The organism is Mesorhizobium sp. WSM3626, assembly GCF_000513935.1.
In the GTDB taxonomy this organism is placed as follows: Bacteria; Pseudomonadota; Alphaproteobacteria; order Rhizobiales; family Rhizobiaceae; genus Mesorhizobium; species Mesorhizobium salmacidum.
The window spans coordinates 14,992-41,221 of record NZ_AZUY01000010.1 but is presented as its reverse complement, the minus strand read 5'-3'; the positions used below and the strand labels follow the sequence as shown (position 1 = coordinate 41,221).

Annotated in this window: 28 protein-coding genes; 17 read left to right on the top strand and 11 right to left on the bottom strand. The window is 64.4% G+C overall.

All coding sequences use genetic code 11. The annotated features are described in order from the left end of the window. Nucleotides 1-109: 109 nt before the first annotated feature. The 3 genes from waaC to rfaD are packed head-to-tail and all read right to left on the bottom strand — an operon-like array spanning nucleotide 110 to nucleotide 3,011. On the bottom strand, nucleotides 110-1,084 hold the full coding sequence (gene waaC, locus M653_RS0110330; RefSeq protein WP_027143287.1) for a lipopolysaccharide heptosyltransferase I: 975 nt from the start codon (nucleotides 1,082-1,084) through the stop codon (nucleotides 110-112). After that, the gene (gene waaF / locus M653_RS0110325; RefSeq protein WP_027143286.1) at nucleotides 1,081-2,088 is read right to left on the bottom strand and encodes a lipopolysaccharide heptosyltransferase II; all 1,008 of its coding nucleotides are present in this window, start codon (nucleotides 2,086-2,088) and stop codon (nucleotides 1,081-1,083) included. The genes waaC and waaF overlap by 4 nt, the downstream gene beginning before the upstream one ends. Then, nucleotides 2,061-3,011: an ADP-glyceromanno-heptose 6-epimerase gene (rfaD, locus tag M653_RS0110320; RefSeq protein ID WP_027143285.1), complete on the bottom strand. Its 951-nt coding sequence runs from the start codon at nucleotides 3,009-3,011 to the stop codon at nucleotides 2,061-2,063. The genes waaF and rfaD overlap by 28 nt, the downstream gene beginning before the upstream one ends. 144 nt (nucleotides 3,012-3,155) lie before the next feature. Between rfaD and M653_RS0110315 the strand changes: the two genes are divergently transcribed. The 4 genes from M653_RS0110315 (at nucleotide 3,156) to gmhB (ending at nucleotide 6,633) form a co-directional block, all read left to right on the top strand. Then, entirely contained in the window at nucleotides 3,156-3,788 is a 633-nt protein-coding gene (locus tag M653_RS0110315; protein WP_027143284.1) for a LysE family translocator, read from the top strand. A gap of 136 nt (nucleotides 3,789-3,924) precedes the next feature. After that, complete coding sequence (gene rfaE1, locus M653_RS0110310) at nucleotides 3,925-5,418, top strand: D-glycero-beta-D-manno-heptose-7-phosphate kinase (RefSeq protein ID WP_027143283.1); 1,494 nt, start codon at nucleotides 3,925-3,927, stop codon at nucleotides 5,416-5,418. An 8-nt stretch (nucleotides 5,419-5,426) separates the two neighbouring features. Beyond that, nucleotides 5,427-5,999, top strand: coding sequence for an SIS domain-containing protein (locus M653_RS0110305; RefSeq protein ID WP_027143282.1), 573 nt, complete (start codon nucleotides 5,427-5,429; stop codon nucleotides 5,997-5,999). Next, the gene (gene gmhB / locus M653_RS0110300) at nucleotides 5,992-6,633 is read left to right on the top strand and encodes a D-glycero-beta-D-manno-heptose 1,7-bisphosphate 7-phosphatase (protein ID WP_027143281.1); all 642 of its coding nucleotides are present in this window, start codon (nucleotides 5,992-5,994) and stop codon (nucleotides 6,631-6,633) included. Before M653_RS0110305 ends, gmhB begins: the two co-directional genes overlap by 8 nt. A gap of 3 nt (nucleotides 6,634-6,636) precedes the next feature. On the opposite strand, the gene M653_RS0110295 is transcribed toward gmhB, so the two are convergent. After that, nucleotides 6,637-7,431 carry a glycosyltransferase family 2 protein gene (locus tag M653_RS0110295; protein ID WP_027143280.1) on the bottom strand — a complete coding sequence of 265 codons (795 nt, stop codon included), beginning with the start codon at nucleotides 7,429-7,431 and terminating at the stop codon, nucleotides 6,637-6,639. Between the two features lie 248 nt (nucleotides 7,432-7,679). After that, a complete protein-coding gene (locus M653_RS0110290) occupies nucleotides 7,680-8,159 on the bottom strand; it encodes an Lrp/AsnC family transcriptional regulator (RefSeq protein WP_027143279.1) in 480 nt (159 codons plus the stop codon). Nucleotides 8,160-8,421: 262 nt separating this feature from the next. Here M653_RS0110290 and trxB point away from each other — a divergent pair, with 262 nt between their 5' ends. Together trxB and M653_RS0110280 are read left to right on the top strand one after the other, a co-directional pair. Next, on the top strand, nucleotides 8,422-9,396 hold the full coding sequence (trxB, locus tag M653_RS0110285; protein WP_027143278.1) for a thioredoxin-disulfide reductase: 975 nt from the start codon (nucleotides 8,422-8,424) through the stop codon (nucleotides 9,394-9,396). Nucleotides 9,397-9,487: 91 nt separating this feature from the next. Continuing rightward, a complete protein-coding gene (locus M653_RS0110280) occupies nucleotides 9,488-10,384 on the top strand; it encodes a LysR family transcriptional regulator (protein ID WP_027143277.1) in 897 nt (298 codons plus the stop codon). Between the two features lie 14 nt (nucleotides 10,385-10,398). On the opposite strand, the gene M653_RS0110275 is transcribed toward M653_RS0110280, so the two are convergent. After that, nucleotides 10,399-10,896 (bottom strand): isoprenylcysteine carboxylmethyltransferase family protein, encoded by a 498-nt coding sequence (locus M653_RS0110275; RefSeq protein ID WP_027143276.1) that lies wholly within the window; start codon nucleotides 10,894-10,896, stop codon nucleotides 10,399-10,401. 747 nt (nucleotides 10,897-11,643) lie between these two features. Beyond that, complete coding sequence (locus tag M653_RS0110270) at nucleotides 11,644-13,695, bottom strand: elongation factor G (RefSeq protein WP_027143275.1); 2,052 nt, start codon at nucleotides 13,693-13,695, stop codon at nucleotides 11,644-11,646. Nucleotides 13,696-14,093: 398 nt separating this feature from the next. Between M653_RS0110270 and M653_RS0110265 the strand changes: the two genes are divergently transcribed. Continuing rightward, nucleotides 14,094-14,489 (top strand): cupin domain-containing protein, encoded by a 396-nt coding sequence (locus M653_RS0110265; protein WP_027143274.1) that lies wholly within the window; start codon nucleotides 14,094-14,096, stop codon nucleotides 14,487-14,489. Between the two features lie 76 nt (nucleotides 14,490-14,565). Here the strand turns inward: M653_RS0110265 and M653_RS0110260 are convergent, their stop codons facing one another. Further along, nucleotides 14,566-15,768 carry a pyridoxal phosphate-dependent aminotransferase gene (locus tag M653_RS0110260; RefSeq protein ID WP_027143273.1) on the bottom strand — a complete coding sequence of 401 codons (1,203 nt, stop codon included), beginning with the start codon at nucleotides 15,766-15,768 and terminating at the stop codon, nucleotides 14,566-14,568. 216 nt (nucleotides 15,769-15,984) lie between these two features. Here M653_RS0110260 and M653_RS0110255 point away from each other — a divergent pair, with 216 nt between their 5' ends. The 3 genes from M653_RS0110255 (at nucleotide 15,985) to M653_RS0110245 (ending at nucleotide 18,430) form a co-directional block, all read left to right on the top strand. Beyond that, nucleotides 15,985-16,881, top strand: coding sequence for an EAL domain-containing protein (locus tag M653_RS0110255; protein ID WP_027143272.1), 897 nt, complete (start codon nucleotides 15,985-15,987; stop codon nucleotides 16,879-16,881). Next, nucleotides 16,878-17,732, top strand: a complete 855-nt coding sequence (locus M653_RS0110250; protein ID WP_027143271.1) for an EAL domain-containing protein — start codon at nucleotides 16,878-16,880, stop codon at nucleotides 17,730-17,732. The genes M653_RS0110255 and M653_RS0110250 overlap by 4 nt, the downstream gene beginning before the upstream one ends. 83 nt (nucleotides 17,733-17,815) lie before the next feature. Next, nucleotides 17,816-18,430, top strand: coding sequence for a glutathione S-transferase family protein (locus tag M653_RS0110245; RefSeq protein WP_027143270.1), 615 nt, complete (start codon nucleotides 17,816-17,818; stop codon nucleotides 18,428-18,430). A gap of 193 nt (nucleotides 18,431-18,623) precedes the next feature. Here the strand turns inward: M653_RS0110245 and M653_RS0110235 are convergent, their stop codons facing one another. Next, nucleotides 18,624-18,824, bottom strand: coding sequence for a hypothetical protein (locus tag M653_RS0110235; RefSeq protein ID WP_027143269.1), 201 nt, complete (start codon nucleotides 18,822-18,824; stop codon nucleotides 18,624-18,626). A 269-nt stretch (nucleotides 18,825-19,093) separates the two neighbouring features. Further along, the gene (locus M653_RS0110230) at nucleotides 19,094-19,306 is read right to left on the bottom strand and encodes a cold-shock protein (protein WP_015316174.1); all 213 of its coding nucleotides are present in this window, start codon (nucleotides 19,304-19,306) and stop codon (nucleotides 19,094-19,096) included. A 275-nt stretch (nucleotides 19,307-19,581) separates the two neighbouring features. Here M653_RS0110230 and M653_RS0110220 point away from each other — a divergent pair, with 275 nt between their 5' ends. After that, nucleotides 19,582-19,908, top strand: coding sequence for a hypothetical protein (locus tag M653_RS0110220; RefSeq protein ID WP_027143268.1), 327 nt, complete (start codon nucleotides 19,582-19,584; stop codon nucleotides 19,906-19,908). 85 nt (nucleotides 19,909-19,993) lie between these two features. On the opposite strand, the gene M653_RS0110215 is transcribed toward M653_RS0110220, so the two are convergent. Next, nucleotides 19,994-20,563, bottom strand: a complete 570-nt coding sequence (locus tag M653_RS0110215; protein WP_027143267.1) for a methylated-DNA--[protein]-cysteine S-methyltransferase — start codon at nucleotides 20,561-20,563, stop codon at nucleotides 19,994-19,996. 182 nt (nucleotides 20,564-20,745) lie between these two features. On the opposite strand from M653_RS0110215, the gene M653_RS0110210 reads away from it, so the two are divergent. The 6 genes from M653_RS0110210 (at nucleotide 20,746) to M653_RS0110185 (ending at nucleotide 26,209) form a co-directional block, all read left to right on the top strand. Further along, on the top strand, nucleotides 20,746-21,678 hold the full coding sequence (locus M653_RS0110210) for a lytic transglycosylase domain-containing protein (protein WP_027143266.1): 933 nt from the start codon (nucleotides 20,746-20,748) through the stop codon (nucleotides 21,676-21,678). A 5-nt stretch (nucleotides 21,679-21,683) separates the two neighbouring features. Then, nucleotides 21,684-22,172, top strand: a complete 489-nt coding sequence (locus M653_RS0110205; protein WP_027143265.1) for a GNAT family N-acetyltransferase — start codon at nucleotides 21,684-21,686, stop codon at nucleotides 22,170-22,172. A 135-nt stretch (nucleotides 22,173-22,307) separates the two neighbouring features. Continuing rightward, a complete protein-coding gene (locus M653_RS0110200) occupies nucleotides 22,308-23,576 on the top strand; it encodes an ABC transporter substrate-binding protein (protein WP_027143264.1) in 1,269 nt (422 codons plus the stop codon). A 41-nt stretch (nucleotides 23,577-23,617) separates the two neighbouring features. Beyond that, nucleotides 23,618-24,532 carry a sugar ABC transporter permease gene (locus tag M653_RS0110195; RefSeq protein ID WP_084636587.1) on the top strand — a complete coding sequence of 305 codons (915 nt, stop codon included), beginning with the start codon at nucleotides 23,618-23,620 and terminating at the stop codon, nucleotides 24,530-24,532. A gap of 1 nt (nucleotide 24,533) precedes the next feature. Beyond that, complete coding sequence (locus M653_RS0110190; protein ID WP_027143262.1) at nucleotides 24,534-25,358, top strand: carbohydrate ABC transporter permease; 825 nt, start codon at nucleotides 24,534-24,536, stop codon at nucleotides 25,356-25,358. Between the two features lie 107 nt (nucleotides 25,359-25,465). Next, the gene (locus M653_RS0110185; RefSeq protein ID WP_032935187.1) at nucleotides 25,466-26,209 is read left to right on the top strand and encodes a DUF899 family protein; all 744 of its coding nucleotides are present in this window, start codon (nucleotides 25,466-25,468) and stop codon (nucleotides 26,207-26,209) included. Nucleotides 26,210-26,230: the final 21 nt, after the last annotated feature.

Below are 26,230 nucleotides of genomic sequence, written 5' to 3'. Positions count from 1 at the left end.
GCCAACTAGCCCGGGTTTCTGCGTTTCCGGTGCTCAACGTCCTTTAAAGTACGCTCCGGTTCTCGAAGAACCACGCTATTTGACTCGCCAGAGCGAATTCTGAAAGGTCCTAAACCGGCGCTTGTAATTTCAGTGCCAACAGTTTCTCCGCCTCAGCCACAACCTCGGTCGGCGTCACGCCCCCGCCGGCTGGCGCCAGCAAAGTCGACGCATAAGGCCCACGCGGCCCGGTCAAGCCCGGCTCCGTCGCCAAAAACACCGCGACCGTCGGCAGGCCGAAAGCGCTGGCGAGATGGGTCAAACCCGTATCGGCGCCGATGACCAGTGTCGAGCGCCCCAGGATGGCAGCGATGTCGGCCAGCGGCGATTTCGGCACCACGACCGTGGATGGCACGGCCTTGGCGATCGCTTCGGCCACCGTCTTCTCACGCTCGTTCGACCAGGTGGTGACCGGCGTCATGCCGCGCTCGACCAGCAGGCGGCCTGTTCCGATCCAGTCCTCGACCGGCCATTTCTTGTCCTCGCGGCTGGTGCCGTGCAGCAGGAAGGCGGTTTTGCCGTCGATGCCGGCCAGACTGCCGGAGGGTGGCACAATGCCGGAGTCGAGGGTCGACAAATCGGGCTGGTAGCCAAGCGCCAATCCGAACAGCCGCCGTGTCCGCTCGATGGCGTGCAGGTCGCGCGGCACGGCGTGGGTGATGTCGTAGAACAGCGTCGCCGAGGGTTCGCGCGCACTCGACCGGTTGAAGCCGGCAATCGGCGCACGCGCCTGGCGCGCCACCAGGGCCGACTTCAGCAGGCCTTGCGCATCGATGACGAGGTCATACCGGCAGGCGCGCAAAGCACGGCGCAAGGCCGCCGCCTCGCGCCAGGTGTTCGTGTCGAAAAGGGTCTTTCGCCAGCGCCTTATCGCCACCGTGTGGATGGTGCCGATCGCCGGATGCAGGGCGACGATGCCGGCAAAGGCCTCTTCGACGCACCAGTCGAAAGCGATATCGGGCCGTGAGCGGCTGGCATCCTCGAGTGCCGGAAAGGTGTGGATGACATCGCCCATCGACGAGGTCTTGACGATCAGCACCTTCATGCGGCGGCCGGAAGTTCCAGCAGCCGGTCGGCCGCCGCGGCGACCTGCCGGACTTCCAATGTCTTCAGGCAGTTAAGGTGGCCGAGCGGACAGATTTTCCGGTGGCAGGGCGAACAGGACAGCCCGAGCCAGACCAGTTCGCGTCGCTCCGCCAGCGGCGGTGTATTTTCAGGCGAGGTCGAGCCATAGACGGCAACGATCGGCGTGCCGACGGCGGCCGCGACATGCATCAGCCCGCTATCATTGGAGACCGCGAGCCTTGCCGCCGCGATCAGGTCGATGGCGTCCTCCAGCCGCGTCTGGCCGGCGAGGTCGACGACACCGGGAGCAAGGGCGGCGATCTCCGCCGTCACGTCGCGATCGTTCTTCGAACCGAACAGGGCGACCTTCAAGCCTTTGCCCATGAATTCGCGGGCAAGGCCGGCATAGCTTTCACTTGGCCAGCGCTTGGCCGGACCGAACTCGGCGCCGGGCATCAGGGCCACGAATTCCCGCGACGCCAGACCGAACCGGTCGAGCAGGGCGGCCTGGTTTTTTGGATCCACGGTCAGCCGGGGCGCGCGGAAACTGCCGCCCTGGGCGAGCCCGAAATAGGCCTGAGCAGTGCGCCGTTTCACGGCGTCGGGCAATGGCACCATGTCGGTCAGCAGGCCGTAGCGCATTTCCCGAAGGTGGCCGAAACGACGCGGAATGCGGGCAAAGAACGGGATCAGCGCCGACTTCCAGCTGCCCGGCAGGACATAGGCCATGTCGTAGCGGCCGCGCAGCAGGCGGCCGAAGCGGCGGCGATGGGTGAATTCGAGCGCGCCGGGCTGCAGCGGAAAGTCGATCTGCTGGCGGATTTCGGGCATGCGCTTGACCAGTGGTGCGGCCCAGGCGGGCGCCAGCACATCGATCGCGGCGTCGGGATGGCGTTCCTTCAGCGCCGAGAACAGGCACTGCGCCATCACCATATCGCCCACCCAGCGTGGGCCGATCACGAGGATCGTTGGGCTTTCAGCCATTCGACATAGTCTCTGACGCCGGTTTCTACTGTGCGGAATTGCCCGTTATAGCCGGCTGCGCGCAAGCGGGACATATCAGCCTGGGTAAAACTCTGGTAGCTGCCCTTGAGATGGTCGGGGAAGGGGATGAACTCGATCTCGCCCTTGCCCAGCGTGTCGATGACCGTTTCGGCGATGGCGCGGAACGGCTGGGCGTGCCCGGTGCCGCAGTTGAAGATGCCGCTCGCGCCGCGCTTCCACAGCCACAGATTGACGTCGGCGACGTCGCCGACATGGATGAAGTCGCGGCTCTGTTCGCCTGGCCCGAAGCCGTCATGGGCACCGAACAGCTTCGGATTTTCACCGCGCTCGACCTGGTTGAACAGATGGAAGGCGACCGAGGCCATGGCCCCTTTGTGCGCTTCGCGCGGGCCATAGACATTGAAGTAGCGCAGCCCCCCGACCTGCGAATGATCGCTGTCGAACACCGTGCGCCTGACATAGTCGTCGAAGAGTTTCTTGGAATAGGCATAGACGTTGAGCGGCCGCTCGAGCGCAGCCTCCTCGCGAAATTCGGCGCCGCCACCATAGACCGAAGCGGAGGAGGCGTAGAGGAAAGGCACGCGCAGCGCCTGGCAGGCATGCAGCAGCCGTTTCGAATAGGCGTAATTCACCTCCATCATGAACTTGCCGTTCCACTCGGTGGTGGTCGAACAGGCGCCCTGATGGAACACTGCCTCGATGCGGCCGAGCGAGCCGGCCTCCATGCGGGCCAGGAAATCGTCCTTGTCGAGATAGTCAGCTATCGTCAAATCGGCCAAGTTGGCGATCTTGTGACCGTCGGTGAGGTCGTCGACGACCAGGATGTCGTCATGGCCTTCCGCATTGAGCGCGGCGACGATGTTGGAGCCGATCATGCCGGCGCCGCCCGTGACGATGATCATGAAGGCCTCTGGTTGCGTGCGATTCCGGTCCTTATAAGGGAGGCTGGCCGGGCTGTCGACAAAGCAGGTGATTGCGCCACAGTGGCGCCGCAAAGCTGCCGCTTCTGTCGGTTCGCCGCTGGACGGGATCATGAGGGACAAGAAATGCCGTCGACCGAACTGCTGATCGCGTTCTTCGCCACCACGGCGATCTTCGCCTATATTCCGGGTCCCGCCATGCTCTACGCCGCCGCGCAGACGATGGCGCGCGGGCGCTGGTCGGGACTGACGGCGGCACTCGGCATCCATCTCGGCGGCTATGTGCATGTCTTCGCCGCCGCCGCCGGCTTGTCCGTGCTGTTCCACGCCGTGCCGCCGCTCTACATGGCGGTCAAGCTGGTCGGCGCGCTTTACCTCATCTGGCTCGGCATTTCGCTGTTTCGCAAGCGCGTGGAGGGCGACGTGGCGCTGCCGGCGATCGAGCGCAAATCGGCCCGCCGGGCGTTTTTCGAGAGCATCACCGTCGAGGTGCTCAACCCCAAGACCGCGATCTTCTTCATGGCGTTCCTGCCGCAGTTCATCGATGCCTCGGCGACCTTGCCGGTCTGGCTGCAATTCGTCGTGCTGGGCACGATCGTCAACCTGATGTTCTCCTCGGCCGACATCGTCTGCGTGTTCCTGGCCGGCCTCGTGATCGGACGGCTGCGGCGTTCGAGCCGGGCGCAGCGCCTGATGCAGCGGGCCGGCGGCGCGGTACTGGTCGGGCTCGGCCTCCACGTCGCCCTGCAGAAAACCTGACCTGTCCGGGTTTGCCTCTGCCCCTGGCGTTGCGCTGTGCCGAATTGCGGTATATCGGCAGGCATGACCGGCCGGCCTCGCAAATCTGGTGTTTCGACCTATCTGAGATCGGCGTTTTCCGCGCGTGGCAGATGACATGATCAAGCACAATCCGCCTTCACCCGAGCCCCTGCACCGCGCCATCGCGCGCTTCGGCGACGTCGCCGTGCTGGTGGCCGGCGACCTCATCCTCGACCGCTTCGTCAATGGCGTCATCGAACGGATCTCGCCGGAAGCGCCGATCCCGGTGCTGCATGGGCGCGGCGAAAGCTCGGCGATGGGTGGCGCCGGCAATGTCGTGGCCAACATCGTCTCGCTTGGCGCGCGCGCCGTTCCGGTCTCGGTGATCGGCACTGATCCCACCGGCGACAGCCTGGTGCGGATGCTGGGCGAGCTTGGCGCCGATACGGCGGGGCTTGTGCAGCAGCGCGGCCGCATGACCTCGTCGAAGAGCCGCTTCAGCGCGCTCAACCAGCAGGTGCTGCGTTTCGACGAGGAAGAGATCAAGCCGCTCGGCGAGGCCGAACGGGCGGAGCTGGTCCGCCGTTTCCGCGACGCGTTGAAACAGGCGGACATTGTCATCCTGTCCGATTACGGCAAGGGCATATTGCTGGACGGCGTCGCCGCCGAACTGATTGCCATCTGCCGAGAGGCGGGCAAGCCGGTGCTGGTCGATCCGAAGGGTCGCGACTATGCGCGCTATGCCGGGGCGACCGCCGTCACGCCCAACCGCAAGGAGCTTGGCGAGGCCGTCGGCCATGCGGTATTCGCCGATGACGAGATCGTCGCGGCGGCACGCGAGCTGATTTCGGCGCACGGCTTCGACTTCGTCGTCGCCACCCGCAGCGAAAAGGGCATGAGCGTGGTCGGCCCCGATGAGGCACACCACATCGCCACCCAGGCGCGCGAGGTGTTCGACGTTTCGGGCGCCGGCGATACGGTGATCGCGACCTTCGCGCTGGCGCTTGCGGCCGGTGCCGATCCTGTCGCCGCGGCCTCGATCGCCAACGCCGCCGGCGGCGTCGTGGTCGGCAAGCGCGGCACCGCGCGGCTGAGTGTCGAGGAACTCACCGGCGCGCTGTTCCGCTCGCACGGACCGACCGCCCACAAGGACGCCATCCTCGACGCTATTTCGGCCGCGCGCATGGTGGCGGGATGGAAGGCGGAAGGTCTGAGCGTCGGCTTCACCAATGGCTGCTTCGACATTCTGCATGCCGGCCATGTCAGCCTGCTGCACGCGGCGCGCAGCCAGTGCGACCGGCTGGTGCTCGGGCTCAACAGCGATGCCTCGGTGCGGCGGCTGAAAGGGCCGGGCCGCCCGGTCAACGACCAGCATGATCGCGCCTGCGTGCTCGCCGCGCTCGCCTCGGTCGATGCCGTGGTGGTGTTCGAGGAGGATACGCCTTTGGCGCTGATCGAGGCGCTTCTGCCCGACATACTGGTGAAGGGCGCCGACTACACGATCGACACCGTGATCGGCGCCGATGTAGTGCAGAAGGCGGGCGGCCGCGTCGTGCTGGTCGACCTGGTCGCCGGCAAGAGCACCACTGGCACCATCGGCAAACTACGCGCCGGCAGCGCCACCAACTGAGGGATCTCATGTCCGAATTGAACGATTATCTGGTCCGCTCGGCGGCCGCCATCACCGCCACGGTCGCGCGGGATTTGACCAGCGAGATGGAACGAGCGGTGAGCGCTGTCGTGTTGGCGCTTTCGTCTGGAAAGGCATTGCTGGTCTGCGGCAATGGCGGCTCGGCCAGCGACGCCATCCATATCGCCACTGAACTGGTCGGCCGCTTCCTGAAGGAGCGCAAGGCCTACAATGTGATTGCGCTGCCGGCGAACGCCGGGATGCTGACCGCCTGGGGCAATGATTACGGCTTCGACACGGTGTTTTCGCGCCAGGTCGAAGCGCATGGCGCTGCAGGCGGCGTGCTTTTGGCGATCTCGACCAGCGGCAATTCGCCGAGCATTCTCGCCGCGGCCGAACAGGCGCGCATGATGGATATGACGGTGGTCAGCCTGACCGGCGATACTGGCGGCAAGCTGAAGCCGCTCACCGACATCCTGCTCAACGTGCCCTCGACCTCAACGCCGATCATCCAGCAGGGCCATTTGTGCCTCTATCATTATCTGTGCGAGGTGGTCGAAGCGCGCCTGTCGAATGGCTGACAGGATCGGGAAGCCGCACCCATTGACCGAACCGGGCCTGTGGGTGGAGCGGATCGGCGGCCGGGTTTTCCCGGCACGGTCGCCGGCGCTGTTCCTGGACCGCGACGGCACCATCAATGTCGACACGGACTATCCCAGCGATCCGGCCAAGATCGAGCTGAGGCCGCAGATGCTGCCGGCAATCGCCGCCGCCAACCGGGCCGGAATCCCGGTCGTCATGGTCACCAACCAGTCCGGCATCGCGCGCGGCTATTTCGGCTGGAGTGCCTTTGCCGCCGTGAACGGCCGGGTGCTCGACCTGCTGCGCCGGCAGGGCGTGTCCGTCGACATGGTGCTGGCCTGCGCCTATCACGAGGCGGGCGGCGGGCCTCTCGCTGTAGCCGATCATCCGATGCGCAAGCCCAATCCGGGCATGCTGATCGAGGCGGGCAGGCGCCTTGATCTTGCCCTCCAGCGCTCCCTGATGGTCGGCGACAAGCTGGCCGATATGCAGGCGGGCCAACGCGCGGGCCTTGCGCAGGGGTGGCTGGTCGATGGTGAGGCGGCACTTCAGCCCGGCTTCGCCATCAGGCGCTTGCATGACGACCACGATCTGGGCGGCCTGCTCGCCGCCATCGACGCGCTCGGATCGTAGGCCCTACGCCTGGTCGTTGCGCTGCGAGGCTTCGTAGAGCTTGGCCTCGGTGGCGAAGGAATAGATCATCACCGACATCGAGTAGACGAAGCCATGGTGGCCGCACAGGAAGTAGCGCTTGGCCAGGTAGAATTTGAGGAAATTGCCGAACGGCGATAGCACCAGCCGCACCAGGCCGGGCTTCTTGCCTTTCTCGACCAGCGTGACCGCCTTGAGGCCGGAATAGGCGTTGGCCCTGGCAATATCCTCCTCGACCGATATTTCACGGCGGTGCAGCAGGACACCGTCTTCGATCGTGTCGGTCTCGCCCGGCACGCGAACGGATTCATGCACCCGCGCGGTGAGATCCATGGTGGCGCCTTCCCTGCGGAAAAGCCTGAGCAGCCTGTTGTGCAGCACCCAGCGATGGGCATAGCCGTAGCCCTTCAGCCAGTCGCGGCGGCGCATGTACCATCCGCTGGCCTTGCCGCCGGCCGCCTGGGTGATGGCCACGATCGACTGCCGCAACCGGTCGTCGACGCGCTCGTCCGGGTCGATCGAAAGACACCAGGGCTGGTTGGCGTGGTCGAGCGCGAATTGCCGTTGGCGGGGGAAGCCCGGCCAATCATTGTGCAGCAGCGTTATCGGATAGCCCTTTGCGATATAGCTTTCAATGCATTCGACGGTGCCATCCGTCGAGCCGGAATCAACGATGATGATCTCGGCACAGAAATCGATGCTTTCCAGGCACGGGCCGATCATGTCGGCCTCGTTCACGCAGATGATGAGCGCCGAGACCGGACTTGCAAAACGGGTCATGGTCCCCTTCCCATGGCGGATTATCTCGGAATTCACGCTGCTCGTGCCATCTGTTCTCAAGCAATTCCGGGCGGAAAACCGTTACACACCCTTCCTGGAATTGCTTGAGAAACCAGTCAAGCGCCCAGTCGAGCAGTGAAGTCCGGCAGAGCCGTTCGGCCTTGCATACCGGCGTCTTTCGAATAGCAACGCGGCGCCGATGTGGCGAACGCAAGGAATTCGCCCAGCGCACGGGCGTTCGCCTGGCCTCAGGGGCGTTCGAACGACACCAAACCCTCATCCTTGACGCGGCGGATGGTGAGCGCCGTGCGCACCGTGTCGACGTTCGGCGTCGAGGTCAGTTCCTCGATGACGAAGGTCTGGAAGCTGCCGAGATCGCTGGCCACGCAATGCAGCAGGAAGTCGGACTCGCCCGACACCATCCAGGCATCGCGCACGATCGGCCAGCCGCGCGTGCGCTCGGCGAAAATGCGCAGTTCGGCATCGGCCTGGTGATGCAGCCCGACCAGGCAAAAGGCGACGACGTCGAGCCCGAGCGCAGGCGCGTTGAGCAGCGCGCGATAGCCGCGGATGATGCCGGCTTCCTCCAGCCGCTTGACCCGGCGCAGGCAGGGCGGTGCGGAAATGCCGACGCGGTTCGAGAGCTCGACATTGGTCATGCGCCCGTCCGACTGAAGCTCGCGCAGGATCTTCCAGTCAATGGCGTCAAGGTCGGCCTTGAGGGGCATTGGGGTTCTCGATGATCGGTATGGCGCAAGAATCTTTCGCGATTTTGTAATTAAACGACTTTTGTGGCGAAGCCAGCCCCCGTCGACGCGATTTTAGAGAGGTTAACGAAAGCGCTCGTCGCGCGAAAATCCATATGGGCCGAAGCTTTCCGGGGACGACGGTCCGTTCGTCTTGCTGGCGTGGCTGGCAGCCCTTACATTAAGCGCGATATTCCACGTCTTTTTCCAAGGCACACCCGTGTCCGCCCCGCAGAGGCTCCAGATGATCACCAAGCATGCGCCCGTTCTCATCATCGGTTCCGGTCCGGCCGGCTATACGGCGGCGGTCTATGCCGCGCGTGCGATGCTGAAGCCGATGCTCGTCGCCGGCCTGCAGCAGGGCGGCCAGCTGATGATCACCACGGAAGTCGAAAACTATCCCGGCTTCGCCGATCCGATCCAGGGGCCGTGGCTGATGGAGCAGATGCTCAAGCAGGCCGAGCATGTCGGCACCGACATCATCAACGACATCATCACCGAGGTCGACCTCAATGTGCGGCCGTTCCGCGCCAAGGGCGATTCCGGCACGACCTATACGGCCGATGCGCTGATCATCGCCACCGGCGCGCAGGCCAAGTGGCTGGGCATTCCGACCGAGCAGGACTTCATGGGCTTTGGCGTTTCCGCCTGCGCCACCTGCGACGGCTTCTTCTATCGCGGCAAGGATGTCGCGGTGGTCGGCGGCGGCAATTCGGCGGTGGAGGAGGCGCTCTATCTGTCCAACCTCGCCAAGAGCGTCACTGTCATCCACAGGCGCTCGGACTTCCGTGCCGAGCGCATCCTGCGTGAGCGGCTGTTGAAGAAGGACAATGTCCGCGTCATCTGGGACACGATCGTCGACGAGATCACCGGGCGCCCCGGCAAGGCACCGCTGCCGCCTTCGGTCGAGGGGCTGAAGCTCAGGCATGCCGTGACCGGTGCCGAGAGCCACCTCAAGGTCGACGGCGTCTTCGTGGCCATCGGCCATGCGCCCGCGGTCGAGCTGTTCGCCGGCAAGCTGAAGCAGAAGCCGAACGGCTATCTGTGGACAGCACCGGATTCGACGCGCACCGACGTGCCTGGCGTCTTCGCCGCCGGTGACGTGACGGACGATATCTACCGGCAGGCGGTGACGGCGGCGGGGCTCGGCTGCATGGCCGCGCTCGAAGCGGAAAAATATCTGGCCGGCATCGAGGTGCATCGCGAGGCAGCGGAATAGGCGGCTCGCAAAACTGTTAGAAAATCGGCTTAGAAGCGCCGTGTAAAAGCCTGATTTTTCATTCAAACGCCAACCGGAACGAGGGGAAATCATGGCGTTGGACTGGGACAAGCTACGCGTGTTTCACGCTGCGGCGGAAGCGGGGTCGTTTACGCATGCGGCCGAGACCCTGCATCTGTCGCAATCGGCGATCTCGAGGCAGGTCAGCGCGCTCGAACACGATGTCGGCGTGCCGCTGTTCAACCGCCATGCACGCGGCCTGGTGCTGACCGAACAGGGCGAGATGCTGTTCCGCACGGCGCATGACGTGCTGATGAAGCTGGAAACCATCAAGTCGCGGCTGACCGAGACCAAGGACCGGCCGTCCGGCGTGCTCAGGGTAACGACGACCGTCGGCCTCGGCGCCGGCTGGCTAACCGAGCGGGTGCAGGAGTTCATCGAACTCTATCCCGAAGTCAGCCTGCAGCTGATCCTTGCCAATGAGGAGCTCGACCTCACCATGCGCCAGGCCGATTGCGCCATCCGGCTGCGCCAGCCGCAACAGCCGGACCTGATCCAGCGCCGCCTGTTCACCGTGCATTTCCATCTCTACGCGGCGCCCTCCTACGTCGCCAAGCACGGCAAGCCGGGCTCGATCGCAGAGTTGAGAAGCCATCGCATCGTCACCTTCGGCCTGCCTGTGCCGTCGCATCTGTCGGAGTTGAACTGGCTGGAGACGGTCGGCGATTTCGAGAGTGGCCAGCGCGTGCCGTCGCTGCAGATCAACGACATCCTGTCGATCAAACGCGCCGTGCAGGGCGGTGCCGGCATCGCCATGTTGCCGGACTATGTGATCAGCAAGGATTCCGGCCTGGTGCAGCTGCTGCCGGAAACCGAGGTGCCGTCCTTCGACACCTATTTCGCCTATCCCGACGCGATGAAGAACCAGGCCAAGCTGCACGTGTTCCGCGACTTCATCATCGCCAAGGCCAGAAGCTGGTCCTTCTGATCCAAGGTCAGAGCCTATTCTTTCCAAGGTGTAATCCGCGGCAGCCAGCCCGGTACGTTGCGGCGGTAGGCTTCGTATTCGGCGCCATAGCGGCCGGCGAGCGTCGGCTCCTCATAGAGCCTGACGAAGGTCACCATGGCAGCCGCCGCGATTGCCGCGTACGCGGCGATCGACCAGCTCGAAAACAGCAGCGCCTGGCCGAGAATGATCGACAGCACGGCGACATACATCGGATTGCGGACATGGCGATAGATGCCGCCGATCACCAGCCTTTCGGTCGGTGCGACAGGGGCGGGTGTGCCCAGCCCCTCCAGTGCGAAGCGGGCGAAGGCATGCAGCAGCACGGCGGCGGCGGCGGCGATGAGCACGCCGCCGGCGAAGACCAGGCCGGGCAGGGGCGACCATGGCAGGCCCCAGCGAGTGCTGAGCAGCCAGGGAATCAGCCCGGCGACCACGCCGGGGGCCGCAATCAGGAAAATGCCGCTGCCGGCAATCGCCGAAAACCTGCGCATTGGTTGATCTCCGCTTGACTGCCTTTGAATTAAACCGCTGCTGCCTCATTCCACATCATCAGTGTTTTTCGGCATTTGGGGAGCAGAATCGGCCGGCATCGGCGTTTTCGAGACGACAATGACCTGAAAGCGAGCTTCATTTTCACGATTCTGCTGGTCCTATTGGCTTCTGAAACGGGTTGGACCACAGCCTGTGCCTTTTTGCATGCGTGTGTTGCAAAATAGATGCTTGTTTCTTGGGCATGATGAGCACATATATAGATCATCTCCTGGGCGCGTTCTCCTCCCATTAGCGCCCTCGAGTGTTCCCCTCTGGAGGTTAGCCTTAACAGGCACTTCCAATCAAACTCAGCCGGATCTTCATTGATCCGGCTTTTTTGTTGCCTGCATGCCAATGGGATGGCTGAAAAGTTCACCAGAATTGCCGCGTAACAGTGTCATGTAACCTCTGGTAACATGACAAGGATACCCCTCATCTGCTAGGTGGATCATAGGACGCGGTGTGGTTCGGACGGGAGATGGGGGCATCACTCGGACGACCCGGGCTCAGGCGGCTACCGCGTCCGAACCTTTTCCCGCCGAAGCGCGGCGATCTTGCACGCGGCGGACCTGCCGTTTTTCCTCCCAAGAAAACGGTCCGCAAAACAAAACGGCGTCCGGCCCCCCGGGCGTCGTTTTTGGTTTTTGCCCCCTCGATCCTTCGAAGGGGGCGCTTCACATGCATTCCAAATCGGCCACCGGGCGAAATCAGGCTGCCTTGCCGTTGGCGTCCATCGCCTCGTCGGCGAGACGGCCAGTCAGCTCGGCCATGTGGTCGAAGGCGGCCCGGTAGCTGGCAACGCCTGAAGTGGCCGACCGCAGCTCGATGATCAGATCACCGATCTCGGCCTGCGGCATGGTCGCCTCGACGACATCCCATCCAGGCCAGTCGGGCCGCGCGTCATAGCCGAGGATCTGGCCGCGCCGTTGCGGGATCAGCGCGATGATCTTCGACGTCGCGTCCGACGGCGTGACGATCTCGACCTTCATCACCGGCTCCAGAAGCACCGGCGAGCAGGCGGCCATGCCTTCCTTCATGGCGAGCTTGGCCGCCATCTGGAAAGCCATGTCGGAGGAATCGACCGCATGGTACGAGCCGTCCGACAGGTTGACCGCGACGTCGACAACGGGGAAGCCGAGCGGGCCGGACTTGAGGTAATCGCGTATGCCTGTTTCAACCGACTGGATGTAGGTCTTGGGCACGACGCCCCCGGTGATGGTGTCGGTGAACTGGAAGCCGGAGCCGCGCGGCAGCGGCTTGATCTCGATCACCACATCGCCGAACTGGCCGTGGCCGCCCGACTGCTTCTTGTGACGGCCGCGCTGCTGCACCGGTTTGCGGATCGTCTCGCGATAGGGCACCGCTGGCGCATGGCCCTCGACCGGGATCTGGTTCTTGCCCTCCAGCCGCTCGCGCACGACGCGCAGATGCATCTCGCCATGGCCTGACAGCACGGTCTCGGCCGAGTCCTGGTTGTGATGCAGGCTGAGCGAGGGATCTTCCTCGGCCAGGCGCTGGATGGCAGCCGACATCTTGACCTCGTCCTTGCGTTCCTTGGGGCGCAGCGCGAAGGCGAAGACCGGCTGCGGCGGCTCGATATCGAAGAGCTGTTTGGCCCCGCCCTTGGCCGAAGTCAGCGTCTGGCCGGTCTTGACCGCGTCCAGCTTGCCGAGCGCCACGGTATCGCCGGCCCTGGCGGCGGTCAGCTTGACCTGGTCCTTGCCCAGCATCCTGTAGATGCCGGAAACCTTGGCGGTGTCGCCGCCGGGCAGCCATAGTTCCGAGCTGTCGGCGACCTGGCCGGACAGGATGCGCGACACCGACAGCTTGCCGCCATGCGGCGTGTGGATGGTCTTCATCACCTGGACCACCGCCGCGTTGCCGTCCGGGGCGCCGAGCCGCTTGCGGGTCGCGTCGATGTCGGGCGCGTCGTGGCGGATCGTCTTCAAGAGGCGCAGCACGCCATTGCCTTTCTCGGCGGTGCCGATCAGCACCGGCGTCACCGCGCCGTCGCGCAGATCGGCGGCGAGATCGTCGAAGATCGCGTCCTTGGGCGGTTCGATCTCTTCCAGCAACTGCTCCATCAGCTGATCGTCATGGTCGGCCAGCGTCTCCAGCATGGAGAAGCGGGCCTCCAGTTCGCGCGCCTTGTCGTCGCCGGGTATCTGAGCCACCTCGCTCTCGGCATATTCGCGGTAGATGTAGGCGCGCTCCAGCGCCAGATCGATCGAGCCGATGACGACGCCGTCCTTGCGCAGCGGGATCTGGCGCAGAAGCAGCGGCGCGGCACTTGTCGGCTGCAGCATCTTCAGCGTGTCGCGCACGCCCGCGATCGCCTTGTCGACCTTGTTGAGGAACAGGATGCGCGGCACGCCGAGATCGTCGAGCTTGCGCATGATGAGCTGCATGGCGGGGATCTTCTTTTCGTCGGCCTCGGCCACGACCACCGCGACATCGCAGGCGGCCAGCACCGGTTCGGCCTCGAAGGAGAATTCGATCGACCCGGGGCAGTCGATGAAGGTGAACTGTTCGCCCATGAATTCGGTGGTGGCGATTGACGCCTCGACGCTCATGGCGTGGGCGCGGGCTTCGGGCGAATGATCTGAAACGGTATTGCCAGAGGAAACCGGGTTCTGGCGGGGAATGGCGCCGGTACGGGCCAATATGGCTTCGAGAAGTGTCGTCTTACCGCTTGCGAAGGGACCGACTATGGCAATGCATTTCGGTCCCGTGCGTCGTCCTCCGGCGCGATTACCCATGGCTGACCTCCACTCAGGCGTTTTTCCTGGGGACCGACTGGCATTCATGGTTCAGGCCAAGGTCAATCGGTCCTGAGCGGCGGCCGGCCTGTTCGACCGTCGCGGGTGGGTCTGTTTCGACCTGCCCGCGATTATCGTCCCACTTGTTTGCCGGGAGGGCAAGGAAAATAGGAGCCGGTGGGGCTGGCCGGCTCAGGCGCTGAGCGCGAGCGGTTCGACCGAGCGGCCGGCAAGCAGCGCGGCGGTCCCATGGGGGCAAGGTTCGTGGTCAAGAAAAAATCAGGCCTTCGTCCGAGCGAGGTGACCCGGCCGGTTGCGTCCGGGCCAATCCGGGCCGAGAATGCATTGACTTCAAGGACCGGCGTCTCGCCAGCTCCCACCAGCTCCAGGGACAGACGATGAAGATCATAGCTTGCGGCAGCGTGCCGACCATCATAGCGCCGGACAAATACTTCACCGGCCGGGTTCTGCAGACGCCGATCATCGAGACGGAGGCGCCGGCGCGGCTCAGGGCCACGCTGGTCAGTTTCGAGCCCGGCGCGCGCACCCACTGGCACACGCATCCGCTTGGCCAGACGCTTTATGTGACCGCTGGCGCCGGCCTGGCCCAGACATGGGATGGACCAATCCAGGAAATCAGGGCCGGTGACGTCATCTCATTCGCGCCTGGCGAGAAGCATTGGCATGGCGCGGCACCGAAATCGGCGATGACGCACATCGCCATGCAGGAGGCGCTCGACGGCATCCATGCCGATTGGCTGGAAGCGGTGACGCCGACGCAATATGGCGGCTGAGTGCTGAGTCTGGATTGACAAAACCCGGCGGTAACGCCGAAAGCGGTGACGCCGGGTTTGTTTCGGACTTACCTGATCAGGTCAGCGATGCCGTGAAGCGCTGGATGCGCGTGCAGGCTTCCTCCAGCAGCGTCTCGGAGGTGGCGTAGGAGATGCGGAAATTGGGGCCGAGGCCGAAGGCCGAGCCGAACACCACCGCGACGCCCTCGGCCTCGAGCAGTTCCGAGCAGAAGGTCTCGTCGGTGTCGATCACCTTGCCGGCCTTTGTCTTCCTGCCGATCAGCTGGGCGCAGGACGGATAGACATAGAAGGCGCCTTCCGGCGACGGGCACGTGATGCCGCGCGCCTGGTTGAGCATCGATACGACGAGGTCGCGCCTGCCTTGAAAGATCGCCTTGTTCTTGGCGATGAAGTCCTGCGGGCCGTTGAGCGCCTCGACGGAGGCCCATTGCGCGATGGTGCAGGCGCCGGAGGTCTGCTGGCCCTGGATCATGTCCATCGCCTTGATCAACTGGACGGGACCGGCGGCATAGCCGATGCGCCAGCCGGTCATCGCATAGGCTTTCGAGACACCGTTCATGGTCAGCGTGCGCTCGTAGAGGCTGGGCTCAACCTCGGCGATGGTCTTGAAGACGAAGTCGCCATAGGTCAGGTGCTCATACATGTCGTCGGTCAGCGTCCAGACCTGCGGATGCTTCAACAGCACATCGGCCAGCGCGCGCAATTCGGCCTCCGTATAGGCCGCGCCCGACGGATTCGACGGCGAGTTCATCAAGAGCCATTTGGTCTTCGGCGTGATCGCCTTTTCCAGCACCGCGGGGGTCAGCTTGAAGCCGTTGTCGATCGAGGTGTCGGCAAACACCGACGTGCCGCCGCAGATCGCCACCATTTCGGGATAGCTGACCCAGTAGGGGCGAGGGATGATGACCTCGTCGCCGGGGTTCAGCGTCGCCATGAAGGCGTTGAACAGGATCTGCTTGCCGCCGGTGCCGACGATGGTCTGCTCNGGCCTGTAGTCGAGATTGTTCTCGCGCTTGAACTTTTTCGCGATCGCCTCGCGCAGCGGCACGATGCCCGAAACCGGCGGATATTTGGTCTCGCCACGGCGAATGGCCTCGATCGCCGCATTCTTGATGTTGTCGGGCGTGTCGAAATCAGGCTCGCCGGCGCCAAGGCCAATGATGTCCCTGCCGGCATTTTTCAGCTCGCGGGCTTTCTGCGTCACCGCGATGGTGGCGGAAGGCTTAACGCGGGAAAGGGTGTCGGCAAGAAAGGCCATGACCTTTTGTCTCTCCAAAGGATCGGCGCGGCCAGGAGCGGCCGCGGCGCTTCTCATGTCGCAACATTCCCGTCAGTGCAAGCCTTGTCGGCTGGGCCAGGTGGGGCGGCGCGGTCAATGAGGCGTGATCGGCAACAATAAATTCATTAACGGGCGGTAGAGGCTTGCATGGCAGGATCGCTGTTCAATTCCGCCTGGTCGCGGAGCGAGGAACCCTTGTCACGCAGCCTCGGACTTGCCCATATCATCCGTCATGAAGACGGCACCTCGAGCGGTGTCTGGGGCATTTATACGCTGCAAAGCGCCTTCCAGCCGATCTTTGCCTTCAACGAGGGCAAGCTGTCGGTCGCCGCCTTCGAAGGGCTGATCCGCCCATTTCGCGACGGCGAGCCGCAATCGCCGATGACCTTCTTCTCGACATGTCCGGCGGCCGACCGCCTGCATGTCGAAGCGCTGACCAGGACACTGCATCTGCTCAATGCCGGCGCCTGCCTGCCGCGGGAGGCATCGATCTTCGTCAATTTCGACCCGTCGGTGTTCACCGAGCGATCGATCGTCGACAACGCCTTGCGTGACATGCGGCTGGTGCTGCACGAAGCCGGTATCGATCCGGGCCGCGTCGTTTGCGAGGTGACGGAGCAGAGATCGGCATCGCAGGAGACCCTGCACGGCTTCGTCGCCGCGCTCAGAGCCAACGGCTTCCGGATCGCCGTCGACGATTATGGCGCCGACGATTCCGACATCACCCGCGTCAAGGAGCTGAGGCCCGACATCGTCAAGTTCGATGCGCACTGGATCACGCAACTGATGGAATCGGGCGCCGGTTTCGCGCTGCTGACGTCCATGGTCAGGAGCTTCGAGGACCAGGGCATCCGCACCGTGTTCGAGGGTATCGAGGAAGGCTGGCAACTGGAGCTGGCCGAGCGATCGGGCGCCTCGATGGTCCAGGGTTACGTGCTGGCCCGTCCCGAACTGGCGCCGACGAGTTTCCGCGCTTTCGCAAAGAGCAGTCCGGAACCTGCCCCCGCCGCAAGCCATGCGTCCGCTCCCGTCACCGCGACGCCGCGCAAGGGGCGGCCCGCAAAAGCCTTCGGACGCAGGGTATCGCCATGAGCGTCGAGCGGCGGCGCACCATCGGCGATGCGATCTTCGCCGACGAGATCGGCATCGAATATGGCGTCCATGGCGACTTCCGCCTGCGCAGCGCCTACCAGCCGATCTACGCCCCGCGCGGCGGCAGCTTGCAAGCGGTGGCCGTCGAAGGCCTGATCGAGCCGCACCGCGCCGGCCGGCCGGGGTCGCCGCGGATGTTCTTCGACAGTGTCGCGGCTGCGGACCGGCTGTTCGTCGAAACCATGTGCCGCGTGCTGCATCTCAGGAATTTCCACAATATCGGCGTCGACGGGCTCGACCTGTTCTTCAACTACAATCCACTGGTCAACGACCATGCTGGACGGGCGCTGGCCGAGATCCGGCTGATGAGCCGGCATCTCGACGAACTCGGCCTGGCGCCCGCCATGCTGGTCTGCGAAATCACCGAACAGGCGGCGGACGATGCGCTGCTGGCAAGGCTGGTTCGTGAAATGCGGCGCGACGGCATCCGCATCGCCATCGATGATTTCGGGACCGGCCATTCGACCGAGGAGCGGGTGAGCCTGCTTCAGCCCGACATCGTCAAGATCGATGGCGGCTGGTTCGCGGAATTCTGCCGTCACACCGCCGCGGAACGCTTCTTCCGCCCGCTCGTGTCCAGCCTGCACGACCGCGGCGCCAAGGTGCTAGTCGAAGGCATCGAGCAGCCCACCCACCTGCGTGTCGCGCTCGAAGGCGGGGTCGATTTGCTGCAGGGTTTTCTTCTCGGGCGTCCCGCGCTTGCCGGCACCATCTTCAACGAGGAGCCGCTTGCGGTCGATGCGCTGCTGGGCTTCGACAACAAGGTCGTGCCGTTGCATAAGCGGCGTTGATGGTCGCGCCAAAAGAAATCACTGGTTGAGGATGGCGCCGCTGCGATAATCCGCACGCAGAAGCAGCGCTCCGGGGAACCACAATGATACTCTACAGCATGATCGACAGCGGCAATTGCTACAAGCCGCGGCTGCTGATGGCCAAGCTGGGCCTCGCCTTCACCACTGTCGAGGTGAGTTCGCATACCGGCGATACGCGCAAAGCCGATTTTGTCGCCAAGAACCCGAACGCCATGGTGCCGCTGCTGGAGCTGGACGACGGCCGGCGGCTGGCCGAATCCAACGCCATCCTGCTCTATCTCGCCGAAGGCACGCGCTTGCTGCCGGCGGACAAATACGAGCGTGGGCTCGCCTATCAATGGCTGTTCTTCGAGCAGTACAGCCACGAGCCCTATATCGCCGTGCGCAAGGCGCTGCTGACCTTTCCCGAACGCGCCGCCGATGCCACGCCCGAGCGGCTGGCGGTGACGCTGGAGCGCGGCAACAAGGCGCTTGGCGTCATGAACACATATCTGGAAAACAACGACTTCTTCGCCGGCGCGTTCAGCATCGCCGACATCGCGCTTTATGCCTACACGCACACGGCGGAGCAGGGCGGCTTCCAGCTCGACGCCTATCCCGCGGTGGCCGCCTGGCTCGGCCGCGTGGAAGCGGACCCGGAGCATGTGCCGATCGAGTGGGTGCCCTCAACTACTTGAGAAGACGGTCATATTCGGCGTGGGTGCCGATCCAGAACCAGACGAAATCGTCCTCGTCGCGGATAGCGACTGCGCGGTGGTTGAGATCAATTCGCGCCGGCGCGGAGTTTGGCAAAGCTGGTGTCTGCCTTCGCCTGAATTGCCGAGGATAATTTGCCATATGCGCCCCAGAAAGAGGGAGCGGCAAAGTGATTCAAAGGGGCCGGGTCCGACCGGCGCGATGATCGGCCATAGCTTGTGCGGCAAGCTTGTCCAGCGGGCCTGTCTTGGCATCAGCTTCAATCTGCTTGTCCCATTGAGCGGCCCGCAGCGCCTCAAACCAGGCGGCAAACGCCTTCAGTTCTTCCGGGCTCAACTCGGTGATGGATTTTTCGATTTGTTCAAGCTTCGTCATGACGGAAAGGTACCACCATTGGGCCTATACCACCGCCCGCGCCGTTGAGCGCGATCTGGCATCCAAAATCCAGACAAATAAAAAGGCGGGATGAATCCCGCCTTCCCATTTCGGTAGCCTGATCGGGAGCGTCCGGTCCGGGCTGGCAGCTATCTGCTGTTCCAGCTTATCGGGTCTTTCCACTCCGGCGCGCTTCTCGCGCGACCGTCAGTACATCCGTGACTTGCCGCGCGCCCCGAACTCTCGTCCGGCGCGCGCCATTTTCAAAATCAGGCTGCCTTGCTCAGAGAACCAGCGGACGACTTGCCAGTGCGGCGGTCCTGCTCGATCTCGAAGTTGATCTTCTGGCCTTCGACCAGGGTCGACAGTCCAGCGCGCTCGACAGCCGAGATGTGGACGAAAACGTCCGCGCCGCCGCTGTCAGGCTGGATGAAGCCGAAACCCTTGGTGGCATTGAACCACTTGACCGTTCCAGTTGCCATATAAATAGTCCTTCACATTTGCTTTGGTATGACCGGACCGAAGTCCAGCCGGTGTGCATCGAGATTTTGGAGATAGACGTCAGCAAACGCGAAGATCGCGAGGCCCGGATCGATCGGCCGAAATATCAATGGGGCTGATATAGGCTGCTTTCGCACAAAAAACAAGACTGCGTGAAAAAGCCGTGATCGGGGCCGCCCAACGGCCGCCCCAATCTGGTGAAACCGTGGCGCAAGATCGGTGCCGTCCCCGGGCGGCGGATCGAGGGGAGGGGACCATGAAAACCATCCTGCTTGCCGCCTGCCTCACGCTGGTGGCCGCCCAGGCGCAGGCGATCTCGCGCTACGACCCGACGCGTATGAGCTGCGGCAAGGTCCAGTCGACGATCGCGCGCCAAGGTGCGGTCATCCTGCGTTATCAGTCGACGCGGGTACCGGGGCTGCCGCTCTACGACCGCTATGTCCTGAGCCAGCAGTTCTGCACCATGGGCGAGGTGAGGACGCGCGCCTACGTGCCGAGCGCCGACACCAAGTCCTGCCCGGTCTACATCTGCAAGCGGCCGGACAATGAGCGTTTCAGGCACCGGTTCATCCGACGCCATTAGGGTGTATCGATATTCAGGTGATGCCGGCCTGCAAACCGTGGCTTCCTGCGCTTCCGGTGCTCACACCCAGGAGCGGTTACTGCTCTCAAAACCCGAAGGACACCTGCGCCGGCGGCGGGGGGCCGACGCGCACGCCTTCCATGGCCAGCATCTTTTCCTTGGTGACCGAGCCGCCGGGCGCCGAGAAGCCGCCGATCTTGCCGCCGGCGGCGAGAATGCGGTGGCAGGGGATGACCAGCGGCACCGGATTGGCCCCAAGGGCCGCACCGGTTTCGCGTGGCAGGCCGGCATGGCCGGCGCGCTTTGCGAGTTCGCCATAGGTGGTGGTTTCGCCATAGCTGAGTTTTCGTGCCGCGTCGTAGATGGCGAGGCGGAAGTCGTCGATGCCGTCGAGATCGACGGGAAAGCCGGTGAAATCGACGTCCTCGCCCGCGGCATAAGCCTTGATCGAGGCGATCAGCTCGACCACCCATGACGGCTGGGCCGTGGAGGCGGAAACGCCGGGGTGGCGCATCAGCCGCCGCTCCACCGCTTCGCGGCTGCGTTCGGGCAGGCAGAGCCGGATCAGGCCCTTTTCACTCCAGGCGATGCCCATGAAACCGATCACTGTTTCTAACACTGCGTGGCCAGCCGTGATCGAAGATGCCGTTTTCATGCTGCGCTCCTTTCCGCAAAGCGGCGGAATCCGGGATTCCCGCCGGTACATATCAGGAACAATATGGCATCGCTGCCTGCGTCCCGCCACCCGAAAACCACCAGATGGCCCCGATTGCTACCCAAGAATCGCTGGTGTAAGGGAAATCTTAATAACCCGACAAACCGGACTCCGAGCGCGGCTTGCCAGCAAAACAAACCCTTATCGCCATCGGCGTGATCGTGGCGGCAGCCGGCATGAGCGGCTGCACCTCGACCTCGCAGATGAAGGCCGCGCCGCCCCTGACCGAAACCGCGACCACGGCAGGCAACGATGCCGGCTTCACCGTGCCGCTGCCGGACACGGTTTCGGTGCTGCCGCAATCCTCCGGAATCACACCGGCTCAGACCGCTGAGTTGACCCCGAGCCCGGCCACGCCGGCACTCGATCCGGCCGTCCAGCCGGCCGCGGCGACCGCCGCCTTTGCCGGGGCGACCCCAACCTCGCCGGCTATGCCCGCGGGGATGGCCGCCAATGCCTGGCAGGCGCCGCCGCCGTCCAAGGCCGGCCAGCCGATCGAGGCGGCTGGGACCTACACGACCGCCGGGCTTGTCGTGCCGGCGGTTGCCAAGGGCGGCCAGAAAATGCCCGGCGTGCAGCAGGTAGCCTATGTCGTGCCGCAGAACCCGGCCGCACTGGTGCAGTTCCCGTCGGCGCCCGTCGAGCCGGAGCAGCATGCGACAGGCATGCGCGGCGACGTCGACCGGCTGATCGTCAAATACGCCGCCTTCTACCAGGTGCCTGTGGATCTGGTGCGCCATGTCGTCAACCGCGAAAGCACCTTCAATCCCAAGGCCTACAATAACGGCCATTGGGGGCTAATGCAGATCAAGCATGCGACGGCGCGCGGCATGGGCTATGACGGGCCGGCCAAGGGCCTGTTCGACGCCGAGACCAACCTCAAATACGCGGTCAAATATCTGCGCGGCGCCTGGCTGGTGTCGAACGGCAACGCCAAGAAGGCCGACTGGCTCTACCAGACCGGCTATTATTTCGACGCCAAGCGCAAGGGCCTGCTCGAGGCGACCGGCCTCGGTGTCGACCGCAGGCGCGGGCGTCTTCAGCCCGACGCCTGAGCGCGATGCCCGAACCGCGCCCGCCGGCTCCAAACGACGTCCGGCTGCGCAAAATCCTCGATGAGACGCTGGTTGCGCCGCACTGGCCGGACGGCTTTGCCGTGCGCTGCTTCGGACATGGCGACGCCCTGCCCCTGCATGCGTTGCTGGGCGAAGTTTTCGCCGATGGCACCGACGGCCCTTTCGACGAATGGTGGCCGCGGATATCCGAAGACCCCGAATTCGACCCGGCGCTGTGTTTCCTTGTCATCGATGCCAAGGGCCGGCTGGCGGCGGCTGCACTGTGCTGGAGCTCGGCCTTCGTCAAGGATCTGGCCGTTCATCCCGGGGCGCGCGGCAAGGGCGTTGGCGAAGCCTTGATGTGGCACGCCTTCGCCATTTTTCGCGACCGGGGTGCCGCCCATGTCGACCTCAAGACCAATACGCTCGAGAACGCCGCCGCCGTGCGGCTCTACGAGCGGCTGGGCATGAGGCCCGTCGCCTGGGAAGGCTGACCAGCGACGCTGATCGGTGCCGTCATCGCCACCGGCCTGTTCGGGAACCCAAAGCGCTGCTCCGCATTCAATGAACGGTGGGGTCTGACCGGCTGCCGGCGCTGTGCGCCGCCGGCTGCCAAGGGAGATCCACCGATGAAGGTTTTCCACGCATTGCTGGCGTTGAGCGTCGCTGCCGTTCTCGCGGTAGGTTCGGCGCGCGCGGTCGAGCTGTCGATCGTGTCGGGCGACACCGGCAACGGCATCAAGGTGCTGCGCGAGATCCTCGACCGCTATGAGAAAGAGAGCGGCAACAAGGTCACCATCGTCGCTATGCCGTCGTCCGGGACCGACCAGTTCGGCCAGTACAGGCTGTGGCTCGCCGCGGGCAACAGCGATGTCGACGTCTACCAGACCGACGTCATCTGGGCGCCGCAGCTCGCCAGCCAGTTCGTCGACCTGACCGAGGCGACCAGGGATGTCGTGGGCAAGCATTTCCCGTCGATCATCCAGTCGCAGACCGTCGACGGCAGGCTGGTGGCGCTGCCGATCTTCACCGATGCGCCGGCGCTCTACTACCGCAAGGATCTGCTCGACAAATATGGCGCCAAGGTGCCGGCCACCTGGAAGGAACTGGGCGACACCGCCCGTCTGGTGATGGACAAGGAGCGGGCCTCGGGCAACAGGGATATCTGGGGCTTCGTCTTCCAGGGCAATGCCTATGAGGGGCTGACCTGCGACGCGTTCGAATGGGTGGTGTCGAACGGCGGTGGCCATATCGTCGAGCCGGATGGCGCCATCTCCATCAACAACGCCCGGGCGGCGGCCGCGCTCGACATGGCCAAGGCCTGGATCGGCACCATCGCGCCGCCCGGCGTGCTCGCCTACCAGGAAGAGGAATCGCGCGGCGTCTGGCAGACCGGCAATGCGGTCTTCATGCGCAACTGGCCCTATGCCTATGCGCTGGGCAACAGCCAGGGGTCGCCGATCAACGGCAAGTTCGACGTCGCGCCGCTGCCGGCGGGCACGGGCGAGGGCGCCCGGCCGGCGGCGACGCTCGGCGGCTGGAACCTTGCGGTCTCGAAATATTCCAGGCACCCGGATGCGGCGATCGAACTGGTCAAGTTCATCGCCTCGCCGGCAATGCAGAAATACCGCACGCTCAAGACCGCCAACCTGCCGACCATCCAGGCGCTCTATGACGATGCCGACATCGCCAGGCAACAGCCGATCATTCCGCACTGGAAAGAGGTGTTCCTCAATGCCGGGCCGCGGCCCTCGGCGGTGACCAGGAACAAGTACAACGAGGCGTCGAGCCAGTTCTGGAACGCGGTCCACAAGACCTTGTCCGGCGAGGGCAGCGCCGCCGACAACCTGGCCGACCTCGAAGCGACGCTGACCCGGCTGAAGGGCAAGGGCTGGTGAGCGCGCGACCGGCCGCTGACCGGCGCCCAGGCTCGCGGCTGATGCGCCAGCGCGTGCGCTCGGCATGGCTGTTCCTGGCGCCGATGCTTCTGGTGCTCGCCGCCGCCGCCGGCTGGCCGCTGGCGCGCACGGTCTATTTCAGCTTCACCGATGCCTCGCTGTCCGATCTCGACGCCCGCCAATGGGTCGGCTTCGCCAATTATGTCTCGGTGCTGCGCATGCCGAGTGGCAGGGTCATCTACGACGGGCTGCTTCTCGATCCGGTCTGGTGGGGCGCCGTGTGGAACACCGTGCGCTTCGCGGTGGTTTCGGTGACCTGCGAGACGATCCTCGGCATGGTCGTCGCCCTGGTGCTCAACGCCGAATTCCCAGGGCGCGGCATCGTCAGGGCGGCGATCCTCATCCCCTGGGCGGTCCCGACCATTGTTTCGGCGAAGATGTGGCAGTGGATGCTGAACGACCAGTTCGGCATCATCAATGTCGTGCTGATCAATCTCGGGCTGATCGACCACAAGATCGCCTGGACCGCCAGCGCCGACACAGCGATGGCGGCCGTGCTGATCGTCGACATCTGGAAAACGACGCCCTTCATGGCGCTGCTGATCCTGGCCGCGCTGCAGATGCTGCCGCGCGAGATCATCGAGGTCGCCAGGCTCGACGGCGCCAATCCCTGGCAGATCTTCTGGCGGGTGACCGTGCCGCTGATCCGCCCTGCGGTGATGGTGGCGGTGATCTTCCGGGCACTCGATGCGCTGCGCATCTTCGACCTGATCTATGTGCTGACGCCCAACAATGCGCACACCAAGTCGATGTCGGTGTTCGCCCGCGAGAACCTGTTCGAATTCGACAAGTTCGCCTACGGCTCGGCCGCCTCGACCCTGCTCTTCCTCATCCTCGCTCTGCTCACCATCCTCACCATCCGCATCGGCCGGATAAGCCTGGAAGGAGGCCGCTGAGATGTGGCTCCTGAAGCGCATAGCCTTCTATCTGCTGATCGGGGCGATCGTGCTTATCGCGGTGTTCCCGTTCTATTATGCCATCGTCACCAGCCTGAAATCGGGGACCGCGCTGTTCCAGGCCGATCCGTGGCCGAAGGCACCCAGCCTCGGCAATTATCGCAACGTGCTGGCCGAAGGCGCCTTCGTGCACAACCTCCTGAATTCGCTGGTCGTCTCCGGCGCGGTGGTGGCGCTCTCGCTGTTTCTCGGCGTCACCGCCGCCTACGCGCTGGCGCGTATCCGTTTTCGCGGCCGCTCGGCATTGCTGTTCGCCATCCTGTGGGTCTCGATGTTCCCGCAGGTGGCGGTGCTGGCCGGGCTGTTCGAACTGGTGCGGATGTTCGGCCTCTACAATTCGCTCTTCGCGCTGATCTTCTCCTACATGATCTTCACGCTGCCGTTCACCGTCTGGGTGCTCACCGCTTTCGTCCGCGACCTGCCGGTCGAGGTCGAGGAGGCGGCGATCCTCGATGGCGCGACGCCATGGATCATCATCACGCGCATCTTCCTGCCGCTGATGTGGCCGGCGCTGGCGACCACCGGACTGCTGGCCTTCATCGGCGCGTGGAACGAGTTCCTGTTTGCCCTGACCTTCACCTCCAACGATGCGCGGCGGACCGTGCCGGTGGCGATCGCGCTGCTCTCCGGCAATTCGCAGTTCGAAATCCCCTGGGGCAACATCATGGCCGCATCGGTGATCGTCACCGTGCCGCTGGTGGTGCTGGTGCTGATTTTCCAGCGCAAGATCGTCTCCGGCCTGACCGCCGGCGGAGTGAAGGGGTGAGGCAGTTGCGGGCGCGTAAAAATGTCGGAACCGGTTACGGCGAAACGTCCTTGGGTCGCAGAGCAACCCTGCCGGGACGCCGGCGCGACGACTTGAAGGAGCCGATCATGATCACCTTTCCCAACGAAACCGCCAAATACCGCACCGCGCGCGAAAAGCTGCTGAAGAAGGAAATCGAGCTGCGCCGCGCCATGGAAGCCGTGGCCGAGGCGCGCCGGGCGCTGCCGCCGGGCGGGCTGGTGCCGCAGGACTATGTGTTCGATGGGCTGGATATGTCAGGCAAGACCGCGAAGATAAAACTCTCGGAATTGTTCGCGCCCGGCAAGGACACGCTGATCCTCTACCAGATGATGTTCCCGCGCCACCCGCAGGAGACGCGCGACATCGCGACCAGCGGCGGCACGGCGAAGCTCGCGCGGCCCGACCAGCCATGCCCCTCCTGCACGGCGCTGCTCGACCAGTTCGATGGCGCGGTCGGCCATCTCGAGGCGGCCGGCTTCAACTTCGCCGTCGTGGCCAAGACGGCGCTGGAAAACCTCGTCACGCTCGGCCGCGATCGCCGCTGGCGCAACATGCGGCTGGTGTCTTCGGCCAACAACAGCTTCAAGCGCGACTACAACGCCGAGGATGCCGACGGCGCGCAGATCCCGCTGCTGTCGGTGTTCCACCGCGACGGTGACGGCATCAGGCATTTCTGGTCGTCCGAACTCGGCTTCGCGCCGGCCGAGCCCGGCCAGGACCCGCGCGCCATCGGCACCTGCGAGATCCTGTGGAACCTGATGGATTTCACGCCGGAGGGCCGGCCGAACTGGCACGAGCAGCTGCAATATGGCGACGCCTGCTGCCACTGAGGGGCCTGGCGCAACTTCGTC